Below are 22,742 nucleotides of genomic sequence, written 5' to 3'. Positions count from 1 at the left end.
GTCCCTGCCTACCGCTGAGAGGTCTCGCGGAACAAGACGCGGGATCGGTCGCCCACGTCAACACGCAGCGGCCGGTCAAGCCCGCCCGGGCTCAATCCGCGCCAGCCACAGCGGTTGGTGTGACTTCGTCACAGCTTCCCACCAGCGGTGCGCGGGGCGGCCGATTCGTACCTGTTGTCCCCGACGGGGTCTCGTTTGAGGTAGTCCTCCAAGTCGAACATGTTGCCCTGCGAGCGGTCGGTGATGTTCAGCATCGTGGTCATCTGCGCGACCTCATCGACCTGCTCGGACAGGAACCAGCGCATGAACTGCTCACCGAGGTAATCGCTCTCCTCGCGCAGGGCTCGGGACAATGTCGTGACTTCTTCGGTCACGGCGCGTTCCTGCTCCAAGGCGAGTGAGATGAGTTCGCGGGGATCGGAGAAGTCGTTGCGGACGGCCTGCACATCCGGAATCTCCACCGCGACATTCTTGTCGATCATGTACTGCACGACCCGCATCGCGTGATTGCGCTTGCGCACCGACTGCCGGTAGAAGTACGCGGCCAACCGGGGCAGATCGCGCTGGTCGAACCACACCGCGCACGCCAGGTACTGCTGCGACGCGTTGAGCTCGTTGCCCACCTGCTCTTCCAACAGGTTCTGGGCACGCGACGTGCGGGACTCGATCTTCTTTACAACCGCGTTCATAGGTAAACGCTACGGCGGAGCGGCCGTGAGTGCGAAAGGGCGCGGGGCCCGCTTCGCACTCACGCCCCCTACGAAAATGTCTGCGGCGACGCTCCTGCATGCGCTGAAACGTGTGCGGCGCCCAATCAGGGTGTAACCGGCTCAGTGACGGTGAACTCGCCGCGGATGCCGTCGCCCTTCATGCCGGGCTTGCACGCGGTCGTGTACTTGCCGCCCTGCGGAACCTCGGCGACGAGCTGGCGGCTCAGGCCGGGGCCGATGTTCTCGACCTCGCTGACGATCCGGCCGCCCTCGTCGTAGAGGTAGAACTCGGTGACCTGGCTGCCCTTGTTGGTGATGTCGAAGCGGATCGTGCCGGCCGCGGCGGAGGTCGCGGACAGCTTGCAGGCGTCGTCGGAGGCCTCGACGGTGATCGCGCCGGGCGCGCCGCCGCCGGGCTGGCCGGCGCATCCGGCCGCGAGCAGGACCGCGCCGAGAACAGGCGCCAGGGCGCGGGCGTTGTTGATCACTTTGCCTCCTTGGTACGGATCTCGGCGGGCCTACGGGCACTGCGGTGGGGGCTGAGGAACAGCGGGAGGACGATCGCGACGTAGCCGACCCAGACGACGGCCTCGAGCACGGTGGTCTGCGGGGAGAAGTTGAAGATCCCCTTCAGCAGCGCGCCGTACCAGGACGTCGGCGGGATGATGTTGCTGACGTCGAAGGCGAGGGTGTTCAGGCCGGGCAGGATCCCGGCCTCCTGCAGGTCGTGCACGCCGTAGGCGAAGACCCCGGAGGCGACGAAGACCAGCAGCACGCCGGTGACGGTGAAGAACTTCGACAGGTTGACCTTGATCGCCCCGGCGTAGAGCAGCCAGCCGAGCATGATCGCGATCGCGATGCCGATCAGGAAACCGACCAGCGGCAGCACGGTGCCGCCGCCGGCGGACTGCACGCTGGAGAAGAAGAACACCGCGGTCTCCATGCCCTCCCGCGCGACCGAGAGGAACGCCACCGTGGCCACGGCGACCGGCCCGAGCCGCAGCGCCTCGTCGAGCTGCCCGCGCAGCTGGGCGGCCAGGGTTCGGCCGGCGCGGCGCATCCAGAAGATCATGCCAGTGACGAAGGCGACCGCGACGATCGAGGCGATCCCGCCGAATGCCTCCTGCGCCTCGAAGCTGAGCGTCGCCGCCGTATAAGTGAGCACCGCGCCCACCGTCACCGACAACGCCACCGCCACGCCGACACCGGCCCAGACCTGCAGCAGCGCCCGGCGGCGATCGGTCCGGACGAGGAATGCGACCAGAATGCTGACCACGAGAACGGCCTCCAGCCCTTCCCGCAGTCCGATCAACGCATTTCCGAACAACATTCGCAAATTCCTTCAACAGGAAGAATTCAGGTAAGCCTCACCTTATTCACACCGAGGTTGCCTGGCTCCAGGGCCGATCGGCCCTATCCGCACGGCGACTGTGGTTGGCAGCGTGGTCGGCGTTGTGGCACGACCATCGCGGAAGGCGCGAGGCATGACGCGAGCGAAACAGCCCATCGTGGTCGGCGTCGACGGCTCCGAATCGTCCATGCAGGCGGCGCTGTGGGCTGCGGGCGAAGCGCAACTCCTGTCGACACCGCTGCTCCTGGTCTTGGTCAACAACGACCCCATCCGAAAGCCGTACGCCGAGGAAGTGGTGCGCGACATCGGCAACCGCTGCCAGGACGCTGTGAACGAGCTGGAGATCTCCGAGGAGGTCACCTACGGCCATCCAGCCGCAGAACTGGTGCACCGATCGGCTTCCGCGCGGCTCGTCGTGGTGGGATCCCGAGGACAAGGCGTGTTCCGGGACACGTTGCTCGGTTCGACCAGCGCCGCGGTCGCCACGCACGCCTCGTCCCCGGTGGTCGTCGTACCGAGCGGCGGTGCGGATCTGCCGGGCCCGGTCGTCGCCGGTGTCGACGGCTCCCCCGAATGCCGGCCGGCGTTGCGGTTCGCGTTCGAGATCGCGAACCGCAGGCGCAGCGAGCTGGTTGCATTGCAAGCGCTGCCGAACGCCTACTTCATCCCAGGTCCCTACGACCACCCGGATCGCGACGAACTTCTGGCCCACGCCAAACAGCAACTCACCGAACAGCTGTCGCCCCTGACCGCGTCCTACCCGGAGGTGGTCGTGCACCAGGTGGTGTCGAACATCCCTCCGGTACAGGCATTGCACGAGGCCGCCGAGCACGCGCAACTGCTGGTCGTCGGCCACCGCGGCCGCGGCGGGTTCACCGGACTGCTGATCGGATCGGTGGCCCGGGGCGTACTGCACCACGCGCCGTGCCCAGTCGCAGTGGTTCCCGGTTGACTCCCGATCATCCAGAAGACCCACCAGAACCCGCGTGCCGCTCCAGCTGGGCGCCTGAATTGCCCGGGTGGCGCTTGCACCGGAAGGGCGTGCCGGGAGGTTGATCGCGATGCCGATGCTCCAGTCCAGCACGGTCGTCGTCGGATTCGATGCCTCAGCCGAATCCCGACGGGCCGTGTGGTGGGCTGCGCTCGAGGCCGCCACCCTCGGGCAGCCCTTGCTGCTGGTGCACGCCATCTCCGTCCCGCTCGAGGAGCTGACCCGCATCCACCTCCCCACCGAAACCGTCGCCTTCGAGCCCCTGCGCAGCTCCGCCGAGCGCGCAGTGGCGGACATGGCTGCGGAATGCCGCCGGCAGCTTCCCGGCCTGTCGGTGCGGACAGCGGCGCGCATGGGACATCCGGCGAGCGTGCTGCTGGACTCAGCCACGCATGCGAGCGTCCTCGTGCTGGGCCCACCCAGCCCGAGCCCGGTTCACCGGGTCCTGCTCAGCTCAACCGCCAGCGAACTGGTGCGCACCGCGCACGTCCCGGTCATCGTCGTACGCGGCGAGCGAGAGCCAGCCTTGGCACGACCTCCCGCTGGTTTCGAACGCGTCGTCGTAGGGGTGGACGGCTCCGAATGCAGCCAGCGGGCGGTCGGTTTCGCCTACGACTTCGCTTCCCGCCACCACTCTGAATTGACCGCATTGCTGGCGTTCGCCGAGGAACCGTCTGACGCCCTGCGCCCGAACCAGGGGTGGATCTCCGGCTCCGACGTCGTCGATGACTGCCGCCGGGTTCTGGCCGAATGCGTGGCGGGCTGGAGGGACCGCTATCCAGACGTTGTCCTGCACCAGACCGTGACCACTACCGAAGGCCCGACCGAAGCCCTGCTCACCGCTGCTGTCGACGCCGATCTCCTCGTTGTCGGCACTCGGGGACGCGGAATCATCCGCTCCACCCTGCTCGGTTCGGTCAGCCACGCCGTAGCGCACTACGCGCCCTGCCCCGTGGCCATAGTCCGCTGAGCATCGACGCTCGACGACGGCGTCCACACGGTACCCACGTTGACCGCGGCGCACCGGAACCCGACGCCGATGACTCGCCAAGCGTGGAGAGATGCCAATGGGCTCTGTTCGTCCGGACTCGCGCTTGGCGATGCTTGCCCCAGCAGGCCGGTCGACCTCCGGAGGAAGCCATGCTTCGACGATACGAACGCCGCCTCCTCGACGAGATCGAGCGGCACCTGAACGCCGAAGACCCGGCGTTCGCGCGGAAAATCACCGACGTCCGTCCGCTCACCCGTTTCCGTGCATGGCTGTCGGCGCGAAGGACACTTGGGATCACGTCGGCGGGTCTTGCCGTACTTTGCCTGCTCCTCGGTGACGGCGCGGGTTTCTTCACGGCCGGGGCGCTGGCCGGGGCGCTGCTCCTGCTCGACGGCTGGAAGCTTCAGACCGAATAGCGAGGCATCGGACATGACTTCGACACAACGCTGGACCGTCGACATCGATCTCTACGAGGATGCCGACCACACGCACGCCGAAGCGCGACTGCACACCCGAGATGCGACCGACCTCCGCGGCAAAGGTGCGGCCCGGCGCAATCCGGAGGATCAGAACGTGCCGGAAATCGGGGATGAGTTGGCAGCCGCCCGGGCGTTGTACGACCTGGCTCACCGCTTGCTCAAGAGCGCCGAAATCGACGTCGAGCAAATGACCGGCGAACCCGCGCACCTACACAGCTAGCTAGGGACGGTGGCTAGATGAGGCGCTTGCGCAGTCGTTTGTCGGCGGCGACGATGAGCCAGGCCAGCAGGGCTAGGCCGAGAATCCGAAGCCAGACGTCAGCCGTGATGGGTGCGGTGTGGAACAGGCCGTTGAACACCGGCAGGTAGGTGATCGCGAGTTGCCCCGCTGCCTGCACGGCCACACCGCCAAGGATCCACCGGTTGCTGAACACACCGATGCTCCACATCGGACGAGTCAGCGACCGGCAGTTGAAGAGGTATACCAGCTCGACCGCGACGAACAGGTTCACCGCAGCGGTGCGGGCCTCGGCAAGCGTCGCGCCATTCGCCAGTTCCCAGGAGTACAACCACCACGAACCTCCGACGAGCAACACCGACACCAGCAGGATCCGCAGCACCAGCGGGCGAGTCAGCAACGGCTTGCGGGGATCGCGCGGTGGGCGCTGCATGCTGTCGGCTTCCTTGGGTTCGAAGGCGAGCATCAGCCCGAGGGCGACGGCGGTGGTCATGTTGATCCACAAGATCTGCGTCGGCAAGATCGGCAGCGCCGCGCCGAGGACGATGGCCACGAGGATCACGAACCCCTCGGCCATGTTCGTCGGCAGCGTCCACGCGATGAACTTGGTGAGGTTGTCGAAGACACCGCGACCTTCCTCCACTGCCGCTTCGATCGTGGCGAAGTCGTCGTCGGTGAGCACCATGTCGGCGGCATCCTTGGCCACATCGGTGCCGCTGCGGCCCATGGCGACGCCGATATCGGCCCGCCGCAGCGCCGGTGCATCGTTGACCCCGTCACCGGTCATCGCCACGACGTGGCCGCTGGCTTGGAATGCCTCGACCAATCGGAGTTTCTGCTCGGGTGACACGCGAGCGAACACCGCTGCTCGATCCACCACGCCCGGCAACTCCCCGGCAGGCAGCTCGGCCAGATCGGACCCGGTGAGCACGTCACCGCCGTCGTCGAGCAAGCCGAGATCGCCGGCAATCGCAGTGGCGGTGGCGGCATGGTCACCCGTGATCATCTTGACCGCGACACCGGCACCATGGCAGGCGCGCACCGCGGCCGCGGCATCCCGCCGGGGTGGGTCGAACATCGCCTGCAATCCGGTGAAGACCAACGGCGTGGACATCGACGATCCATCGAACTGCTCCGTTGCGCAGACCCGTTTCATCGCCATCGCCAGAACTCGAAGCCCAGCCCTGGCGAGATTTTCGGCAGCAGCCAGAACAGCGTCCCGGTCCACCGGCCGCAGTGAGCCATCGGCGGACATCTCCTTCGTGCACAGCGTCAGGAGGCGTTCGACCGCGCCTTTGGCCAGCAGCACTCGCCGATCCTGACCGGGCACGGCGTGCAAGGTGGCCATGTACTGCCGTTCCGAGCTGAACGGCAGCGCAGCAAGGCGTGGCAATGCCACCGCGACGTCTCGTTCCAGGTCCAGGCCTGCCTTGCGGGCGACCACCAGCAGGGCGCCTTCGGTGGGATCGCCGACCACCCCTGGTCGGCCGTCCCGGTGCACGAGCGCTGCGTCGTTGCACGCTGCGCCCGCGAGCAGGCACCAGTGCAATGCGCCGATGTGCGCGTCGCCAGCTTGTCCTGAATTGTCGAGGATCTCGCCGTCGGCCCCGTACCCGGAGCCGGTCGCGTCGAACCGACCGTCCGGCGTCCACACCGCCCGGACCGTCATCTGGTTCTCCGTGAGGGTGCCGGTCTTGTCCGAGCCGATCACGGTCGTGCTGCCCAACGTCTCCACCGCAGGCAGCCGACGGATCACCGCCCGTCTGCGGGCCATGCGCCCCACCCCGATGGCCAAGGTGATGGTGACCGCGGCCGGGAGGCCCTCCGGGATCGCCCCGACGGCCAGCGCCACCGCCGCGGTGAACATCTCCCCCACGCCCTGCCCGCGAGCCACCCCGATGGCGAACGTCACCGCAGCCAGCGCGAGGATGACCGCGGTGAGCACTTTGCTGAACCAGGCCAGTTTCCGCGTCAACGGAGTGGCCAGTTCCTCAGCCGAAGCGACCAGTCGGTGAATGTTGCCCAGCTCGGTGTCCGCCCCGGTGGCCACCGCGATGCCCAACCCGGCTCCGGTAGCGACGAGCGTGCCCGAGTACAGCATGTTGCGGCGATCGGCCACCGGCGTCGCAGTCGGCAACTCGGCCGCCTCCTTGAGCACCGGGACGGATTCGCCGGTCAGTGCCGATTCGTCGACGCGTAGATTGGTCGGCCGGATCAGGCGGAGATCCGCCGGCACTTTGTCGCCCGCATCGACCAGCACCACATCACCGGGCACGACGTTGTCGGATGGCACCGTGCGCTCACGGCCGTCGCGGAGGACTCTCGCGGCGGTGCGCACCATCGCCTGCAGCTTGTCCAGTGCGGCCTCGGCCTTCGACTCCTGCACGAATCCAACGAGCATGTTCACCAGGACGACACCGAAGATCACGCTCGCGTCGACGCCTTCGCCGAACACCAACGCGCCTGCCCCGGCGACGAGCAGCACATAGATCAACGGGTGGTTCAGCTGCCGCAGCAGCCGGATGACCGGGCCCGCTGATTCCGCTCGGGGCAGCACATTCTGGCCATACCGCTCCAAGCGGTGACCCGCTTCCAGCTCGGTCAGCCCGCGTTGGAGGTCGGTGTGCAGCGATCGCACGACGTCCTGCGCCGAAAGGCTGTGGGAACCTGCGGCTGCATCCGACGCTGCGGAACCGATTGGCGAGGCGAAGCGCCCACTGCCCCGGAAATCGCGCGATACCACGACAATCGGCTAACCGCGTCAGCGCGGGGCCGGGACAGCTGCTTCGGGCATCGATTGCCACCGGTCGGCCAGGAGCTTCTCCAGGTCCGCCATGGTGGTGTACTCCAGGTCCTCCAGGGGAAGCCGGTGCGGCTCGAACGGCCCGTGGCGGCGAAGGTAGTCCATGACCTCGTTGGTCTGCGCCCTGGCGCGGTCGAACGACGGGTCGTCGAACAGGTCCCGTGGCCCGATCAGCTTGCCCTGATGCACCTGGAATCCCAGGGCGACCACGCGGGGTGGCCCGTCGAACCGTGCCGGGTGGGCGTCGTTGACGCTGACCGGCATCATCGGTGCGTGGTGCGATCCGCGCATGCACCCGCCCGCGGTGTAGGCGAAGGCGAACGGCTCCAGCACCTCACCGAGGGCGGGCAACCCGGACTGGCAACGCACGATCATCACCGGATCGTCCTTGCCGACGTACTTGCCCGCGATCAACGACAACCGCTGCGTCGAGGTCGCCACCGCCTGCTCGTGCAAGGTCTTCGACTCCACCGAGTGGATCACATACCTCGCCGGGGCGCCGATGAACATCAGCATCTCGTAGATCTCACGCGGGCAGTCGAACCAGATCCGCTTCTCCTCGTACAGGTCGTAGACCTCGAACCGGAACCCCGCGTGCATCTTCGCGTCGATCACCAGGCCCGCGGTGTTGAACGGATCCGCGAACATCTTGTACAGCGGCAGGTTCCACGCCCCCGGCTCGGTCTTGTCCGCCAGGAAGCACACCACCGGCTCGCTCGGCCGCTCGGTGAACTCCAGCTCCGCGTACCCCGGGCCCATCCCCCGCAGGTTCCCGCTGAACGCATCGGAAAGCAGGTCCTGCCCCGCACCGTAGAGCCCGAGCCCCTTGGCGATCTCCGTGGTTCGCAGGAACACGTCCCAGGCGAAGGAATGCACTTCCTCGGCATCGGCACCGTGCTCGTGGGTCATGATCAACGACAGGTCGTCCCCGCAATGACCGACCTTGCCGTCCAGCAGCAGACCGTCGGCGACCGCGCTGCTCAGCGCATCCTGCCCGGCGGCCAGCATGTCGGGGTGCACCGCCGAGTGCCCGACGAACCCACCGGTGTCGGCCTTGATGATGCTCAGCGTAACCATCACAACCTCCAGCTCGAGCTCTCGCACTCTGCGCCCGCTGCGCAACCGGCCGCTAGAGCCTTCCGGCCCTTCGGTTCCCGCTCTTCCACCTCGAACGAACCGTCATCATGAACGCAGGACGAGGTGCGACGTGCAGGGCCTCGGCAGGTCCCGCATCCTGGGGAACGACACCGGGCCAATGCCCTAGTGGCACGAAGCTCGCGTTCTGCGGTGGGCCCGGATTCGCGTTGTGGGGGCTGAAATGACGAACGCGCCGGTCATTGCGGGTGTCGACGGATCCGAACGATCCACTACCGCTGCCGTCTGGGCCGCTCGCGAGGCCGACCTGCGGCAGGCAGCGCAGGTTCGCGTCGTGATGGTCACCGACAATCCCCTGCAGGACGATGAGGCTTGGGAGATCGTCGGGGGCGTGGTGGATCAACTCGCCGCCCGCTGGCCGCAACTGAAAATCGAGCCGACCGTCGTCCACGGGCACCCGGCCGACGTGCTGATGCACCTGTCCGGCGACGCACAGCTGGTCGTCGTCGGGTCACGCGGACGCAGCACTCTGAGCGCAACGTTGCTGGGATCGGTCAGTAGCCAGGTCGCGACGCACGCACGCTGTCCGGTAGTCGTGGTCCGCGACCACCGCGACACCGGTCCAGTTCTCGTCGGACTGGACAACTCCCGGTACAGCCGCCCAGCCCTGCAGTACGCATTCGACGCCGCATCCCGGTACGGCACCGAACTCGTGGCCATGCAGGTTTGGCAGGACGTCGAGTACGCCCCGATCGTGCCCAGGCTGGAGTACGAGCTGCTCGACCTACGGGCGGAAGCCCTGCGCGGTCTGTCCGAACAGCTCGCCGGGTGGGCAGAGGCCTATCCGAACGTGCCGGTGCAACAGGTCGCGCAACGCGGACACCCGGTTTCCGAGCTGGCTGCCACCAGCGAAGAAGCACGGCTGCTGGTCATCGGGCATCGGGGACGGGGCGGATTCACCGGACTGCTGCTGGGCTCAGTGGCCGCCGGCCTGCTCCACCACGCGACGTGTCCGGTGGCCGTCGTCCGCGGCGAAAGCTGATGAGGAGGCGAGATGGCGACATCGGACAAGTCCATCGTCGTGGGCGTCGACGGCTCGGAAGACTCCGTCCGGGCGGCCGTCTGGGCTGTGGCCGAAGCAGACCTCCGCAGCGCACCCTTGCGGCTGGTGATCGTCAACGACGACCCCGCACGCGCTGACTACGCGGAGAAAGCTGTGCAAAAAGCCGCCGCGAAATGCCGCGCTCAAGCACCCCACGTGGACGTCGACACTGAAATCGTCCCCGGCCACCCCGTTGAGCAGCTGCTGCGCCACAGCGCCAAGGCGCAGCTGGTGGTCCTCGGCGCACGGGGGCACGGTGGCTTCACCGACGCCTTGCTGGGTGGGGTGAGCTCGGCCGTGGCCACCCACGGCGCGTGCCCGGTGGTCGTGGTGCGCAAAGGTGTTCCGACGACCGTGGGGCCGGTGGTGGTCGGTGTGGACGGGTCGGAATGCAGCCTGGCCGCGCTGCGGTTCGCCTTCGAAGAAGCGGCCGGCCGCGGAGCGGAATTGGTGGCCATGCAGGTGTGGCACGAGGAGGGACTGCTCGCCGTGCCACTGACACCCGACGACCGGGAGCGGGTGCAGCGGGAGATCGAACGCTCGCTCACCGAGCTGATGGCCTCCTTGCGCGCGGAGTTCCTGAAGGTCCGCACCCGCGAGGTGGCGCAGCATGGGCACCCCGTAGCGGCGTTGACCGACGCCGGCCGGGACGCCCAGCTACTGGTCGTCGGGCACCGCGGGCGCGGCGGCTTCGACGGCCTGTTCCTGGGTTCCGTGGCAGCCGGTGCCCTGCACCACGCCCCCTGCCCGATCGCGGTTATCCGTGGCACCAAGACCTAGGCATTCTGATCCACGACATCGCATGCCGGAGGTGTCACCGCCCAGCGCGTAGCACCGCGACGGGACACGGTGCGCGGTTCGCCACCGCGTGGCTCACCGAACCGAGAAAAGCCCGGCGGAGCCGGCCGCGCCCGTGGCTGCCCACGACGAGCAGGCTCGCCTCCTGGGCTTCCCGGAGCAGCGCTTCAGCGGGTTGCTCCGGCGTGACCGCCCGTCGCACTTCGACGTCTGGGTAGTGCTCTCCCCAGCCCGCGAGGGATTCGGCGAGCACCTCTTCGGCATCGCCGCGCACCTCGCCCCATGGGAGCTCCCAGCCCTGCACGCGCGCGAAGGGGTCCAGTGGGAGGTCGCTCCAGGCGTGCACCGCCACGAGTTCGCAGCCGTGGCGCGAGGCGAAGTCGTAGGCGAAACCGACGGCGAGCTTGCTGGTCGCTGATCCGTCGGTGCCCACGATGACGGGGGCCGCCTCCAGCGCAGGGTGCTCGTGGTCACCACGAACGACCACGACCGGTGCCCCGGACCGGCTCGCCAGCACCTCCGCCGACGTCGAGCCCAGCACACCGCCACCATCGACCCGGGCGCCGCCGAGCACGAGCAGTTCGGCCTTCTCGGCCAGTGCCCCCAGCTCGCCGGCCGGATCCCCGAACAGGAGGTCGGAATGCACTTCCAGCCCGGGGTCGATCTTCTTGCAACCCTCGCCCAGAACGGCGAGCTCGCGGCGCAGGTTCTCCTGGAGGGGCTCCAGCATGTCATCGCGGCCGGGAAGGCGAACCATCGTGGCCTCCTCGAACGGCCACGTGAACACGTGCACCAGCAGCAACGGCCTGCGTCGGCTGGATGCTTCCCGCGCGGCCCACCAGACCGCATTCCGTGACAACTCCGAATGGTCGAAGCCCACGACCACCGCTTTGCGACCTGCCTCCACCATGGCAATCGCCCCTAACACCTTCAAACGAACTATCCGCATCGAGACGCGGCGTATCGGGGTCTTCCGGCTGGTACCCGACGATTCTCTGTGACATCCCCGGCTACTGCACCGTTTCGCAGTGGCCGCTCAGCCGAGCACGGGGTCGCGGGCCGGGTTCTCTGCTGCTTCCTCGTCGGAGTTCCCGATGTCCATGCCGGTGGGGACGATCAGCACCGGGCACCGTGCTTTGTGGATGCAGCGCAACGCCGTGCTGCCGAGCACCACTTCGGCAGCCCTCCCATGCCGTTGATCGCCCAGCACCAGCATGGCGGCGTTCGTCGAGCGGTCCGCCAGCACCTCGGCGGGGTGTCCTTCCAGGAGCTCGGCGTGCACTTCGGGTGCGGACTCCCCGCCCAGACAGGTGCTGACGATGCTGGTGAGGTCTCGCCAATGCTGTTCGCGAGCGTGGTGCGGCGCCAGTTCGGGGTACATCGTCAATGGCCCGGGCCCTGCGAGAACCGCGTGTGATTGCCACACCATGATCGCGTACACCGAAGCGTCTCGTACTCGCGCTTCCCGCAGTGCCCACCGCAGGGCGCGAATGCTGGCTTGCGAACCGTCGATTCCGACCACAAGCGGCCTGTCGTTGTTCACGGTCCCCACATCGCACTCCCGTCACATCGGCGGCTCAGTGCTCCAGCCACTTCGCCTCGACGCTTTCCCACTCCCGGTTCCAGGCACGCGCGGCACATGCGTCGGCGATCCCCCGGACACCCCAGATCAACCCGGTGCACAGCAGCTGCCCGGTGACCATGATCCCGATGGTGAAACCGACAGCGGAGGCCCGCAGCTGGCTTTCGCTCGGCGGCGCAACCGTGATGCGATCAGCCCTGTCGACCCACAACCGGATCTTGCTGCCGAGCGCAGTCCCCGGTGGGACGGCAGTGGTATCCACGCGGCCATTCCCGTCTGCGCCGATCCACGAGATCTCGGCCGAGTACGTGATGGAATGGTTCTCGGGTCCGCCGATCGCGTGGGCCTCGGGTTCACCCGTCACGACGGCTTCCACCGGTCGCCCGGTCGCGGCGACGACAGCAGCCTCACGTGCTTCCCTCGCATAACTCGCGTTTCCGGCCGCGATCGCCGCGGGAACCATCAACACGGCGGCTGCGAGCAACACGAGGATCGCCATCGCCGCGACTCGGTCCAGTCGGCGCCGCAACGGATTCCGCCCCAGGGAATGGGTGAGCCAACGAACGTGGGCCCCGACCGATTTGGCGTCCATCACGTGCTCCAGAAGGTTTGCTTCCACTCAAGATTGGGCCACCTGCCCGAGCCCGATTAGGGCATTTCGTCATCGGGTCCAGGCCCGGACGGCCGGGGAGGTTTCGGCGCACCGTCGCGTCCCACGTCCCCTGAGCCTTCTGACCTGCTCGCAGTCGAGATCCCGGCGCCGGGCCGCTCCGGAGCACCGGCCGAGCGAGTGCGGCCGCGGTAGCGGTACAACTCGTCTACGCCCCAGACCAGCGCGGGGAAGGGCAGCATCAGCGCATAGGCCCATGCTGGCGGGGGCGCGGTGCCGAACACGGCCTGCAGCGACGGCAGGTAGATGATCGCGGCAGCGAACAGGATCTCGAACGCACAGCCGGCGAGCAGCAGCCGGTTCGTGGTGAGGCCCACTTGGCGCAGTGCGGTGCGGTCGGTCCTCGCGGCGAACGCGGTTCCGATCTGGCAGAACACGATCGCGGCGAAACTCGTTGTCGTGGCTTGCAAGTACGTATGATGAAGTGCGGGATCAGCCACGACGTCGGTGCCTGGCCACCACCCCGCGGCAAGCAGCACCGCGAAGAACGCGATGAGCACGAGAACACCGGAAACCGTTCCCATGATTCCCCAGGCACGCAGCAGCATCCTCCTGGTGACCACGCTTTGCGACCGTTTGCGGGGCGGCTGCTCCATCAGTCCCGGCTCCGCGGGTTCCCTGCCCAACGCCAGGGCCGGCAGCGTTTCGGTGCCGAGGTCGATCGCCAGGATCTGCAGCACCGTCAGCGGCAACGGGATGGCGCCGCCGGAGAGCGCGAAGAGCAGGAACGGCAGCACTTCCGGCACGGTGTGGGCGAAGATGTAGAGCACGAACTTGCGCACGTTGTCGTAGACCCGGCGTCCTTCCTCGATACCGCCCACGATGGTGGCGAAGTTGTCGTCGGCGAGCACGATCGTCGCAGCTTCCCTCGCCACGTCCGTACCGCTGGCGCCCATGGCAACGCCGAGGTCCGCGCGGCGCAGGGCGGGCGCGTCGTTGACGCCGTCCCCGGTCATGGCCACCACGTGTCCGCAGTGGTGCAGGGCGTCGGCGATGCGCACCTTGCTCTCCGGCGCCGCCCGGCAGAACACGATCTCCTGCCCACTGGTCAGCAGCCGATCCAGCTCGGCCTCCGGCATCTCATCCAGCGCGGGACCGTGGACCACGTGGTCGGCTCCGATACCGACTTGCCGGGCGATCGCGGCAGCCGTGCGGCCGTTGTCCCCGGTGACCACGTGCACCTGGATCCCGGCCGAATGACATGCTCCGACCGCGGCGGCGACCTCGGGACGTGGCGGGTCGATCAACCCGACGAACCCGAGCAGGCAGAGTTGCGACTCGGCCGTGGTGCGGTCGGCCGGCGGCGCGGTGAAGTCGCGTTTCGCGACCGCGAGCACGCGCAACCCACCATCGGCCATCTCGTTGACGACCTCGACCAGCCTGGACCGCGTTTGATACGTCAGCGGCCGAGCCGCTCCCGAACCGGGCAGAACGCTGGTGCACCGGGTGATCACCTCTTCGGGCGCGCCTTTGACATGTGCGGCGACACCCCGCGTCGTCGGGTCCACCGTGGTCATCCGTTTCAGGTGCGGATCGAACCGGAACAAGCGAATCCGCTGCTGCTCACGGGTTTCCGCACCGACCTCGGCGCCACAAGTTCGTGCGAACGCCAGCAACGCCAGCTCCATCGGGTCACCGGAGGAGGCGCGCTCGTCCGCGGTGGCGCACCGCGCCAGTGCGGTAGCGAGTTCAATCCTGGGTGACGTTTGTTCGCCGGCGCCGTCGCGTGCTTCCACCACCCGCATCACGTTGCGCGTCAACGTGCCCGTCTTGTCCGTGCAGATGACCGTCGCCGAACCCAACGTCTCCACGGCGGACAGGCGTTTGACCAGCGCGCCGCGCCGGGCCATGCTCCGCACTCCGGCCGCCAGGGCGAGCGTGATCGTGGGCAGCAGTCCTTCGGGGACGTTCGCCACCAGCAGCCCGATGGCGAACAGGAACGCCTGCGCCCAGCTCAGGCCCGCCAGCACCCCCAGTGGCAGGAACGCCGCCGCGACCCCGGCGGACACCGCTGCGATCAGCCAGGCGACCCGACGTACCTGCCGTTCCAACGGGCTTTCCGCCACCCGCACCCGCACCGACAGCGCCGCGATGCGGCCAAGCTCGGTGTGCCGACCCGTCGCATGCACCACCGCCTCAGCAGCCCCACCCGTGCACACCGTGCCGCTGAACACCAGCACCGCCGAATCCAACGGCCGCGACGCGATGTCGGGCAGGTCGGCCGCGCGCTCTACCGGACTGGACTCACCCGTCAAGGCCGAGGCGTCGATCTCCACCGCCCCGCTGAGCAGCCGCGCGTCAGCAGGAATCCGATCGCCCTCGTTCAACAGCAGCACATCGCCCGGCACCAGCTCAGCCGCCAGCACCGAACGCGAGCAGGCATCGCGTCGCACTTGGCACCGCTGCGGCAGGTATTCGCCCAGCGACCGCACTGCCTGCTCAGCTTGTTCTTCCTGCCAGAACGCCAGTGCCGCGTTGAGCACGATGACCGCGACGATCGCGGTCGCCAATTCCCGGGTTCCAGCCACCCAAGCCAGGGCCGCGGCGACCCAGAGCAACAAGGCGAGCGGATGGGTGAACTGCCGAGCCAACGCCGCCGGCCACTGCCGTGCCCGATGATGCGGCAGCTCATTGGGACCGTGCACCTCCAGCCGCCTCCGGGCCTCCCGTTCGGTCAGTCCCTCGACGCGGGTGCGCAGGTCCCGAAGCAAGAGCGCAGCCGATTCGCGCGGGTCGACCGCCGGTGTCGCATCGGCGGGCTGCCAGTCTCGGAGGTGATGTGGATGCGCCACCGCGTCCCCTCTCGCGCACTCATGAGGTGGCCTGCCACAACCCGAGAGTCCGCAGACAGCGAGGAAACCCCGCTGTCAAATCACGATGTTGCTGCTATCGATTCGAGGTGTCTTCCAGTCCGTACCGGGTTGCCAGGGACCATTGCAGATCGCTCGTCAGCCGCTGCAGTTCCGGGCTCCACGTCACCTCGACTGGCGTGGGGTCGGTGAGCAGGCGCGCCGTGTCTGGGAGCCAGTGGAGATCTCGATCGAATCGCTGGTGTGCCACGGGGACGGGTTCCGGGGCGCTCAGGCGTTCGCCGCCGAGCATCACTGGACTCAACAGTGGTTCTCGGTCGGCCGGGGGTGTTTCTTCTCGCAAGGCAAGGAGGTCCGGCTCCCCCGAATCGCCGCGGTAGATCTGCTTGGCGCCCGGGGCGGTCAATTTGCCCGAGGACAGCTTCATGACCGGACGGTGGTCGTATTCGACGATTTTGTAGGCGCTGTCCAAGGACGGGGCGTCGGCTGACACGCCCATGCGAGTCCCGATGCCGAAGGCATCGATCGGGGTGCCGTCAAGGGCCGCGAGCTGGTGTTCGTCCAGCCCACCGCTGGCCATGATCCGGGCATCGGTGAACCCGGCCTCATCGAGCAGGCGGCGGGACAGGATCGCCAGTGCGCCCAGGTCGCCGGAGTCGAGCCGGATGCCCAGACTCCCGCCGCGGCTCAGCTCCGCGGCGACCCCAATGGCGGTACGCACGCCCTGGATGGTGTCGTAGGTGTCCACCAGGAACACCGTGGCACCGGGAAAGTCTTCCGCGAAGGCCCCGAAAGCCGCCCGCTCATCTTGGAACGCCTCCACATAGGAATGCGCCATCGTCCCGGCGGCCGGAAGCCCGAACTCCCGCGCCGCAGCCACGTAGCTGGTACCTGCGAAGCCGACGATCGCCGATGCCCGCGCGACCGCCCTGGCGGCCTCCAGGCCGTGGGTGCGCCGTGCGGCGAAATCGATCAGATCCGCCCGCGGCGCGGCGATCCGGCACCGGGCCGCCTTGGCCGCCACCGACGACTGGTACGTCACGAAGTTCAGCAATGCCGTCTCCGCCAGCTGCGCCTGCGCAATCGGCGCAGTGACCTCCAGGAACGGTTCGTCAGCGAAGACCACCCGCCCCTCGGGTACCGCCCACACCTCGCCGGTGAACCGCAACTCGTCCAGCGCTGCCAGGTCGCCCTCGCGCAGACCGACCACGTCGGCGAGATACGTCAGCTCGTCGGCGTCGAAATGCAGGCGCTGCAGGAAATCCAGGCAGTCGGCAAGGCCGGCTGAGACCAGGAAGCCCCGATCACGCGGCAACTTCCGCGCGAACAGGCTGAACGTCGCCGGCGCGGTCATGCCACGGCGCAGATAGCTGGCCGCCATCCTGATCTCGTACAGATCAGTGCACAGCCCCGACATCGCCGCCGCCGACTATGCCGCCTGCTTGGCGGCCGTGCGCAGGGTGGCCCGCATGATCGCCCGGACGAACGGCTTCACCGTCCGCCAGTACACGCCGAACACCCGACGGGTCATCGGATCGCAAAGCGTCGTGCGGATGTCGTACGTCACCAGGCTGCTGTTGCGGCCGTAGGGGCGTACGGACAGCGATGAGATGATCTTGCCTCGGCCGGGTTTGCCGTACTCGCGGAACTCCTCGGCCGGCACGGGCTCCCAGCGCACGATCGGGGTCCAGAACCGGCCTGTCGCGCCGAAGACGACCTCGCGTCCCGGTTGCTCGCCGAGCAGCACCCAGTCTTCGCTGGCGACGAGGTCGTCGTAGGTCAGCCGGGTCGGTTGCCGTGGCGGAACGCGTCTCTTGAGCCGTTCGGGCAGCGCGCGCACCCACATCGCCAGGTCAGCGGTGCGGGACCGGATCGTGAGCAGATCGAGGTGGCGGAGAGCGGAGTACACCGCATCCGGCGGCCTGTTCACCACGAGGTGTTCCACTGCGTCGAAGTCGTATTCGGCGGCGAAATCGTCGATCGTCACGGTTCGGCCGGTGACCTCCCAGGGCGCCGGGGTGACGGTGGTGTCAGGCGTAGTGCCGGTCTCCTTCGTTTCCTTGTTCATCGGATCTTCTCCCCGTCCTGAAAACGAATTCGGTTCCTGGAAGGCTTCGGCGCACGATCCGCATGCCTCGGGTACCACCACCGCGAAGGGGCGATACATCCGGCGCCGCAGCACGTCATGTTCTCCTGCGACCGTGCTCCGACAGGGCCTGCAGCCGGCGGCGGTATTCCTCTTCGTCGATGTCTCCGCGAGCGAACCGCTCCGCGAGGATCTCCTCCGCGGAGCCGGTGCCCTTCTCGGCCCGCCCGGTGCGCCCGAGGTAGCGGACCAGCGCAACGATGGCGACGATGATCAGTGCCCAGAACAGCACCATGCTCACCGTCATCATCGCGAACCCCCATACCCCCGCTCCGTAGCCATCCCAGTAGTGCATCGCCCTCTCCTTCCGGGAGTTCCCCGACATCAACGCGCCACTAGCAGCGGACACGGTGCGTGGTGCACGAGTTGCTGGCTCGTCGAACCCAGCAGCAGGCCGGTGAAACCTCCTCGTCCGCGCGCACCGACGACGACGAGCTGGGCGTGTTCGGCTTGCTCGAGCAGTGCTCGTGCTGGTCGGCTGTGCGCAACGACGCGACGCACCGCGACATCCGGATATTTATCGCCCCAGCCGGCCATCGTTTCGGCGAGGAAACGTTCTTCCTCGGCTTGTACGGCGGCGCCACGGCCCTCTGCGTGGAAGCTGTACCAGGCTTGTTCGGACCCGGCTTCGTGCCAGGTGTGGACTACGACCAGCGGGGCGTTGCGCATTGCGGCGGCGTCGAACGCCGCTGTCAGAACCAGCTCCTGCCCGTCCCGGGCGTCCAGGCCGACGACGACCGGCGCGTCGGGCCTCAGGTCGGTCGCCGGTCGCCGCACGACCGCGACAGGGCATTGACCGTGCGCGCACAAAGCCACCGCGACCGATCCCACGACCAAGCCGGTGAAGCCACCGAGTCCACGGCTGCCCACGACCATCAGCTGCGCCTTGCGCGACTCCTCGATGAGCACGGACGCGGCGTCGCCGGTGCGCACGAAGGTCCGCACCTCCACCGCTGGGGCGGCGGCCTGCGCCTCTTCCTTGGCGCGGTGCAGCCAAACCTGGGCCTGTCGTGCCAGCGCTTCGCTGTAGGTCTGCGGCGGCGGCATCGTCGGCAGATCCGGAAGGTACATCTGCGCGAGGACATCGCAGAAGACGACTCGCAACCACGTGTTGCGGCGAACAGCCTCGGCCGCCGCCCAGCACGCCGCGTCGAGCGCCGACGAGGAGCCGTCGATGCCCACCGTTACCGGTTTCGGCCCAGGAGTCGTCATGGCTGTCCCCTGCGGTTTCCGGGCGTCGCCGCCGCTGGATACCCGAACCGCATCAGGGCCTGCGGCACCGTCGACAACCCGAGGCGGACCGCCAGCGCATCCCTGACCTCGCCCAGGTGCAACGGCTGCGTCATGATCGAGGCCGCCAGTCCGGCGCCGGTGGCCTCCAGCCACGCTTGCTCGACGGACTCGCCGGCCCGGATGTGATCAAGCGGCTCGTCACCCCGGCTGCTGACCACGAGCAGGGATTCACGCTCGATCCGGGCGGTGAGCACGGACTCATCCGGAACCCGGGTCCGGGAGGTGGCCAGGCCGACCGCCCCCAAACCCGCCGAAACGAGATCGGCCCAGGACAACCCGAGCTCACCTTCCCCTTTCGACTCGCCCGGCACGGTGGTCCACGCGCTCAACTCGCGCTTGTAGTCGGCATTGCCGTGGAAGGCCCCGGCGGCGTAAGCGAGCAGCCTCGCCACCGCGAGTGCTTCGTCCCCACCGCTGATCCACCGGCCGAGCACCGACACTGAGGTGGCCGCACTGCTCACGGTCTCCCGAAGTTGTCCCGGCACGGCCTCCGGCCCGAAGGCGCGGCGGTATGACGTGCGATCACCGATGGCCTCGTAGCGCCGGATTTCCGCCGCGGTCGGGTCGGCCCTGCGGGAACCCGTGACCTTCGCAATCGCCAGGCTCTTGCCGGCGATGCCGATGTCCACGTCAGCAGTCCAGCCGAGGCTGCGTACCGCCAGCACGAGATTCGTCAGGGCCGCGCCGCAAGACATCCGCCGGTCCCGCCCCTCCGGGTCGTGGTACGCCAACGTCTCGATCTCACCTTCCCGGAGCTCGGCCGTGCGCTCCCGCACTGCGAGCGACCAGGGGCGCGTGTTGTGCACGGACGGCGCGCTGCGCACCGCATCGGCCAGGATCCCGATCTCCTCGGCCGACCACCGACAAGCCGGCTCGTCGACCCGACGCCGTTTGCTGCTGTGCAAACCACCCATCAAATGTCACCTCGGCAGACGAAACACCCGCGTCGACGGTTCCGCACCGGCCAGGTGGGCGGGTAGGGCTGATGGTCACCACTCACGCCCGCAGCTTGCGGATCAGCGGGTCGACGGGTTCCCGCGGTTCGAGGCGAACGCGCGCGTCGGGAACGCACACGCCCCGTTCGGAGGCGATCACTGGGTTGAGGTCCACCTCAGCGATTTCGGGCAGCACTTCGGCCATGCGAGCGGTGCGCAGCAGCACGTCGATCAGCTTGCCGCTGTCCAGCCGCGCGTCGCCGAACAGCTGTGGAGCGGCGCGCAGTTCGTGGAGCATGTCTGCGGCGTCGTGGTCGGTCAGCGGGACGAGCCGATGGCTGCGGTCGGCGATCAGGTCGGTGTCGGTCCCGCCCAGCCCGAACGTGACCACCGGACCGAACGCGGCCTCATCGATCACGCCGACCAGGAACTCCTGTCCGGGTTCTACCGAGGGTTGCAGCACGACGCCGCCGAACGCGGCGCCGAAGCGGCCCTGCAGCTGAGCCCAGGCGCCGCGCAGCTCGGCGACGGTCGACACGCCCAGCACGACACCGCCTGCGTGTGCCTTGTGCAGGACTCCTGCTGCCCGGACCTTCACGACGACGCATCCGCCCAGCTCGCGGAACGCGGCGAGGGCCTCCGTCACGGTGGTGCAGGCGGTCGTCGGCACGACGGGGAGCCCGAAGTGCCTCAGGACGGCCGCCACGGGCTCCGGATCCAGCCACCCACCCCCTGGCAACTTCTCAAGCGCTTCGTCGATGAGCGCACGGGCCGCTGCGGTGTCGACATCAGCGAAGTCGGGGACGATTCCGGGAGGGCGAGCCAGCCAGTACGCGTACTCGGCGAGATCGGCGAGCGCGCGGGCGGCCAGTGAGGGGTCGGCGAACGCGGGAACCCGCGCGTTGTCCGCCTCGAGCGCAGCTACCGATTCGGCCTGCCCGCCGCGCACAACGAGCACCGGCTTGTCGCATCCACCTTCCCGCTCCCGCGCCACCATCTCGGCCAGCCCCTCGGCTGGATCGCTTACCGCTGTGCGAACCACCGGCACGACAACCGAGTCGATCGATGGATCGCCGAGGACAGTCGCCACGGTTCGCGCGAACGTGTCGCTGTCGACCGTGGCAGTCGCATCCACCGGATTGCTCAGGCTCGCGTGCCCCGGGAGGGTCGCGGCCAACCGGGCACAGGTGTCCTCGTGCAGCGACGGGAACTCCAGTCCTGCTCGCGCGCAGGCGTCAGCGGTGAGCACGCCGAGGCCGCCGGCATTGGTCACCACCGCGACACGCCGTCCGGACGGCACCGCCTGCCAACAGACAACGGCGAGCACGGCCAGCAGTTCCGCAAGGTCGTCGACGCCGATGACGCCGGTCTGCCGCAACAACGCGTCCCTGGTCGTGCCCGGCGTCGCGGTGGCCGCGGTGTGCGATGCCGCCGCCTTCTGCGCGACCGGGCTCGCACCGCTGCGCAGCACGATCAGCGGCTTGATGCGGCTGGTCCGTCGCGCCAGCCACGCGAACTTCCGCGGATTGCCGAAGGATTCCAGGTACAGCACCCCCACCCGGGTGGCCTCGTCACGCTCCCACCACAGCAGCATGTCGTTGCCACTCACGTCATATTTGTCCCCTGTGGACACCAGAGCGGAGATACCCAGACCCAGTGCGGAAAGGCCTTCCAACACGGCGATCCCGACACCTCCGGACTGCGTGGCGACGCCCACCTGTCCCGCCGGGATCCCGGTGGCGGCGAAGGTCGCGTTCAGCTGCACCTCGGGATCTGCGTTGATCAACCCCAGGCAATTCGGCCCCAGCAGCCGCATCCCCCAGTGGCGGACCGCTTCCAGCAGCCGCTCGGCGAGCCCCCGGTCCTCGGTGAGCCCGGCAGCCAGCACGACCAGCGCCCGCACCCCGGACCGCCCGCATTCCTCCGCGACATCCGGCACGACGCCCGCCGGCACGCACAAGACCGCCAGCTCCGGCGGCTCAGGTAGATCGATCACGCTCCGATACGCGCGCAGACCGCAGACCTGGCCGCCACGGCGGTTGACCGCGTAGGCCGCACCGGTGTAGCCGCCGTCAACGATGTTGCGCAGCACGGCGTCGCCGACAGCGGACGTTCGCCGGCTAGCCCCCACCACCGCCACCGATGCTGGGTGGAGCAACCACCGCAGACTCGCGACATCGGCCACCCGCTCCCGGTCGCTGAGCCGCGAGAAATACTGCTCACCGACGTCGAGGTCCAGCTTCACCTGGTAGGTCGTCCCGTCCAGCCGGGTGCTGCACCGCAAGCCGCTGTCGAGCAACACCCGCAACATCGCCGAATTCTCCGCCAGCACCTCCGCCAGGAACATCCGGATCCCACGCTGCCGCGCCGCGGCCACCAGATGCTCCAGCAGCAACGTCGCCACCCCGCGCGCGTGGAGCCGGTGTTCGACCAGGAAAGCGACCTCGGCGACCTCCCCGACCAGGGTCTCGAAGTGCCCGATCCCGACCAGGTGGTCGCCGCGGAACGCACCGAGAGCCAGCAGGTGCGCATCGCCGACAGCCACCAGCCCGCGCAGGAAACGATCAAGACCGGTCCGCGACGGAAACCCGAAGAACCGGAAGTAACGATCCTCCTCGGTGAGCTCGCCATGCAGGCGTTCGAGCTCACCAAGATCGTCAGAGCACAGCGGCCGGATCGTGACAACGCTTCCATCAGCCAGCACCGCGCGCACAGCACGCGGGCGACCAGAAGCCTGTTCCTCGCCCA

General features: G+C 68.2%; 20 protein-coding genes and 1 pseudogene. 6 read left to right on the top strand and 15 right to left on the bottom strand.

What is annotated here, in order from left to right:
- Window positions 1-128: 128 nt before the first annotated feature.
- From E1288_RS34605 to efeU, 3 genes and pseudogenes are all read right to left on the bottom strand, one after another.
- A complete protein-coding gene (locus E1288_RS34605) occupies window positions 129-689 on the bottom strand; it encodes a ferritin (RefSeq protein WP_132492822.1) in 561 nt (186 codons plus the stop codon).
- Between the two features lie 143 nt (window positions 690-832).
- A pseudogene (locus E1288_RS34600) lies at window positions 833-1,198 on the bottom strand (cupredoxin domain-containing protein); the annotation flags it as partial.
- Entirely contained in the window at window positions 1,195-2,040 is an 846-nt protein-coding gene (gene efeU / locus E1288_RS34595) for an iron uptake transporter permease EfeU (protein ID WP_132492818.1), read from the bottom strand. The gene efeU and the pseudogene E1288_RS34600, both read right to left, overlap by 4 nt.
- A gap of 154 nt (window positions 2,041-2,194) precedes the next feature.
- On the opposite strand from efeU, the gene E1288_RS34590 reads away from it, so the two are divergent.
- From E1288_RS34590 to E1288_RS34575, 4 genes are all read left to right on the top strand, one after another.
- Complete coding sequence (locus E1288_RS34590) at window positions 2,195-3,013, top strand: universal stress protein (RefSeq protein ID WP_132492816.1); 819 nt, start codon at window positions 2,195-2,197, stop codon at window positions 3,011-3,013.
- A gap of 109 nt (window positions 3,014-3,122) precedes the next feature.
- Complete coding sequence (locus tag E1288_RS34585) at window positions 3,123-4,022, top strand: universal stress protein (RefSeq protein ID WP_132492814.1); 900 nt, start codon at window positions 3,123-3,125, stop codon at window positions 4,020-4,022.
- A 134-nt stretch (window positions 4,023-4,156) separates the two neighbouring features.
- Window positions 4,157-4,459: a DUF3040 domain-containing protein gene (locus tag E1288_RS34580; RefSeq protein WP_235884016.1), complete on the top strand. Its 303-nt coding sequence runs from the start codon at window positions 4,157-4,159 to the stop codon at window positions 4,457-4,459.
- 13 nt (window positions 4,460-4,472) lie between these two features.
- Window positions 4,473-4,742, top strand: coding sequence for a DUF1876 domain-containing protein (locus tag E1288_RS34575; protein ID WP_132492812.1), 270 nt, complete (start codon window positions 4,473-4,475; stop codon window positions 4,740-4,742).
- A gap of 13 nt (window positions 4,743-4,755) precedes the next feature.
- Here the strand turns inward: E1288_RS34575 and E1288_RS34570 are convergent, their stop codons facing one another.
- Window positions 4,756-7,503 carry an HAD-IC family P-type ATPase gene (locus E1288_RS34570; protein WP_408014263.1) on the bottom strand — a complete coding sequence of 916 codons (2,748 nt, stop codon included), beginning with the start codon at window positions 7,501-7,503 and terminating at the stop codon, window positions 4,756-4,758.
- An 18-nt stretch (window positions 7,504-7,521) separates the two neighbouring features.
- Window positions 7,522-8,640: a fructose-1,6-bisphosphate aldolase/phosphatase gene (fbp, locus tag E1288_RS34565; protein WP_132492810.1), complete on the bottom strand. Its 1,119-nt coding sequence runs from the start codon at window positions 8,638-8,640 to the stop codon at window positions 7,522-7,524.
- A gap of 241 nt (window positions 8,641-8,881) precedes the next feature.
- On the opposite strand from fbp, the gene E1288_RS34560 reads away from it, so the two are divergent.
- Both E1288_RS34560 and E1288_RS34555 read left to right on the top strand, forming a co-directional pair.
- The gene (locus E1288_RS34560; protein WP_132492808.1) at window positions 8,882-9,700 is read left to right on the top strand and encodes a universal stress protein; all 819 of its coding nucleotides are present in this window, start codon (window positions 8,882-8,884) and stop codon (window positions 9,698-9,700) included.
- Between the two features lie 12 nt (window positions 9,701-9,712).
- Entirely contained in the window at window positions 9,713-10,540 is an 828-nt protein-coding gene (locus E1288_RS34555) for a universal stress protein (RefSeq protein WP_132492806.1), read from the top strand.
- A gap of 34 nt (window positions 10,541-10,574) precedes the next feature.
- Here E1288_RS34555 and E1288_RS34550 read toward each other — a convergent pair whose 3' ends face one another.
- From E1288_RS34550 to E1288_RS34505, 10 genes are all read right to left on the bottom strand, one after another.
- A complete protein-coding gene (locus tag E1288_RS34550) occupies window positions 10,575-11,468 on the bottom strand; it encodes a universal stress protein (RefSeq protein WP_132492804.1) in 894 nt (297 codons plus the stop codon).
- 126 nt (window positions 11,469-11,594) lie between these two features.
- Entirely contained in the window at window positions 11,595-12,080 is a 486-nt protein-coding gene (locus E1288_RS34545) for a universal stress protein (RefSeq protein WP_235884021.1), read from the bottom strand.
- 55 nt (window positions 12,081-12,135) lie between these two features.
- On the bottom strand, window positions 12,136-12,732 hold the full coding sequence (locus E1288_RS34540) for an Rv1733c family protein (RefSeq protein ID WP_456320516.1): 597 nt from the start codon (window positions 12,730-12,732) through the stop codon (window positions 12,136-12,138).
- A gap of 56 nt (window positions 12,733-12,788) precedes the next feature.
- On the bottom strand, window positions 12,789-15,602 hold the full coding sequence (locus tag E1288_RS34535; RefSeq protein WP_132492798.1) for a cation-translocating P-type ATPase: 2,814 nt from the start codon (window positions 15,600-15,602) through the stop codon (window positions 12,789-12,791).
- Window positions 15,603-15,696: 94 nt separating this feature from the next.
- Window positions 15,697-17,037: a nicotinate phosphoribosyltransferase gene (locus E1288_RS34530; RefSeq protein ID WP_132492796.1), complete on the bottom strand. Its 1,341-nt coding sequence runs from the start codon at window positions 17,035-17,037 to the stop codon at window positions 15,697-15,699.
- A gap of 12 nt (window positions 17,038-17,049) precedes the next feature.
- Complete coding sequence (locus E1288_RS34525; RefSeq protein ID WP_235884012.1) at window positions 17,050-17,688, bottom strand: hypothetical protein; 639 nt, start codon at window positions 17,686-17,688, stop codon at window positions 17,050-17,052.
- Window positions 17,689-17,803: 115 nt separating this feature from the next.
- Window positions 17,804-18,061 (bottom strand): SHOCT domain-containing protein, encoded by a 258-nt coding sequence (locus E1288_RS34520; RefSeq protein WP_132492794.1) that lies wholly within the window; start codon window positions 18,059-18,061, stop codon window positions 17,804-17,806.
- Between the two features lie 29 nt (window positions 18,062-18,090).
- Window positions 18,091-18,978, bottom strand: coding sequence for a universal stress protein (locus E1288_RS34515; RefSeq protein WP_132492792.1), 888 nt, complete (start codon window positions 18,976-18,978; stop codon window positions 18,091-18,093).
- Window positions 18,975-19,973, bottom strand: coding sequence for a nitroreductase family protein (locus tag E1288_RS34510; protein WP_132492790.1), 999 nt, complete (start codon window positions 19,971-19,973; stop codon window positions 18,975-18,977). Before E1288_RS34510 ends, E1288_RS34515 begins: the two co-directional genes overlap by 4 nt.
- Window positions 19,974-20,055: 82 nt before the next feature.
- Complete coding sequence (locus tag E1288_RS34505; protein ID WP_268951987.1) at window positions 20,056-22,698, bottom strand: bifunctional acetate--CoA ligase family protein/GNAT family N-acetyltransferase; 2,643 nt, start codon at window positions 22,696-22,698, stop codon at window positions 20,056-20,058.
- Window positions 22,699-22,742: the final 44 nt, after the last annotated feature.

Origin of the sequence: Saccharopolyspora elongata (assembly GCF_004348985.1) — a bacterium.
Lineage (GTDB): Bacteria > Actinomycetota > Actinomycetes > Mycobacteriales > Pseudonocardiaceae > Saccharopolyspora > Saccharopolyspora elongata.
The sequence above is the reverse complement of the archived record's forward strand: the minus strand, read 5'-3'. Positions and strand labels throughout refer to the sequence as shown.

Excerpts from the sequence above, each read along its gene's own strand:
- E1288_RS34540 (WP_456320516.1), bottom strand. The coding sequence starts at position 12,732 with ATGGACGCCAAATCGGTCGGGGCCCACGTTCGTTGGCTCACCCATTCC.
- E1288_RS34555 (WP_132492806.1), top strand. The coding sequence starts at position 9,713 with ATGGCGACATCGGACAAGTCCATCGTCGTGGGCGTCGACGGCTCGGAA.
- E1288_RS34530 (WP_132492796.1), bottom strand. The coding sequence starts at position 17,037 with ATGTCGGGGCTGTGCACTGATCTGTACGAGATCAGGATGGCGGCCAGC.
- E1288_RS34560 (WP_132492808.1), top strand. The coding sequence starts at position 8,882 with ATGACGAACGCGCCGGTCATTGCGGGTGTCGACGGATCCGAACGATCC.
- fbp (WP_132492810.1), bottom strand. The coding sequence starts at position 8,640 with ATGGTTACGCTGAGCATCATCAAGGCCGACACCGGTGGGTTCGTCGGG.
- E1288_RS34520 (WP_132492794.1), bottom strand. The coding sequence starts at position 18,061 with ATGCACTACTGGGATGGCTACGGAGCGGGGGTATGGGGGTTCGCGATG.
- E1288_RS34515 (WP_132492792.1), bottom strand. The coding sequence starts at position 18,978 with ATGACGACTCCTGGGCCGAAACCGGTAACGGTGGGCATCGACGGCTCC.
- E1288_RS34605 (WP_132492822.1), bottom strand. The coding sequence starts at position 689 with ATGAACGCGGTTGTAAAGAAGATCGAGTCCCGCACGTCGCGTGCCCAG.
- E1288_RS34510 (WP_132492790.1), bottom strand. The coding sequence starts at position 19,973 with ATGGGTGGTTTGCACAGCAGCAAACGGCGTCGGGTCGACGAGCCGGCT.
- E1288_RS34550 (WP_132492804.1), bottom strand. The coding sequence starts at position 11,468 with ATGGTGGAGGCAGGTCGCAAAGCGGTGGTCGTGGGCTTCGACCATTCG.
- E1288_RS34585 (WP_132492814.1), top strand. The coding sequence starts at position 3,123 with ATGCCGATGCTCCAGTCCAGCACGGTCGTCGTCGGATTCGATGCCTCA.
- E1288_RS34575 (WP_132492812.1), top strand. The coding sequence starts at position 4,473 with ATGACTTCGACACAACGCTGGACCGTCGACATCGATCTCTACGAGGAT.
- E1288_RS34590 (WP_132492816.1), top strand. The coding sequence starts at position 2,195 with ATGACGCGAGCGAAACAGCCCATCGTGGTCGGCGTCGACGGCTCCGAA.
- efeU (WP_132492818.1), bottom strand. The coding sequence starts at position 2,040 with ATGTTGTTCGGAAATGCGTTGATCGGACTGCGGGAAGGGCTGGAGGCC.
- E1288_RS34525 (WP_235884012.1), bottom strand. The coding sequence starts at position 17,688 with ATGAACAAGGAAACGAAGGAGACCGGCACTACGCCTGACACCACCGTC.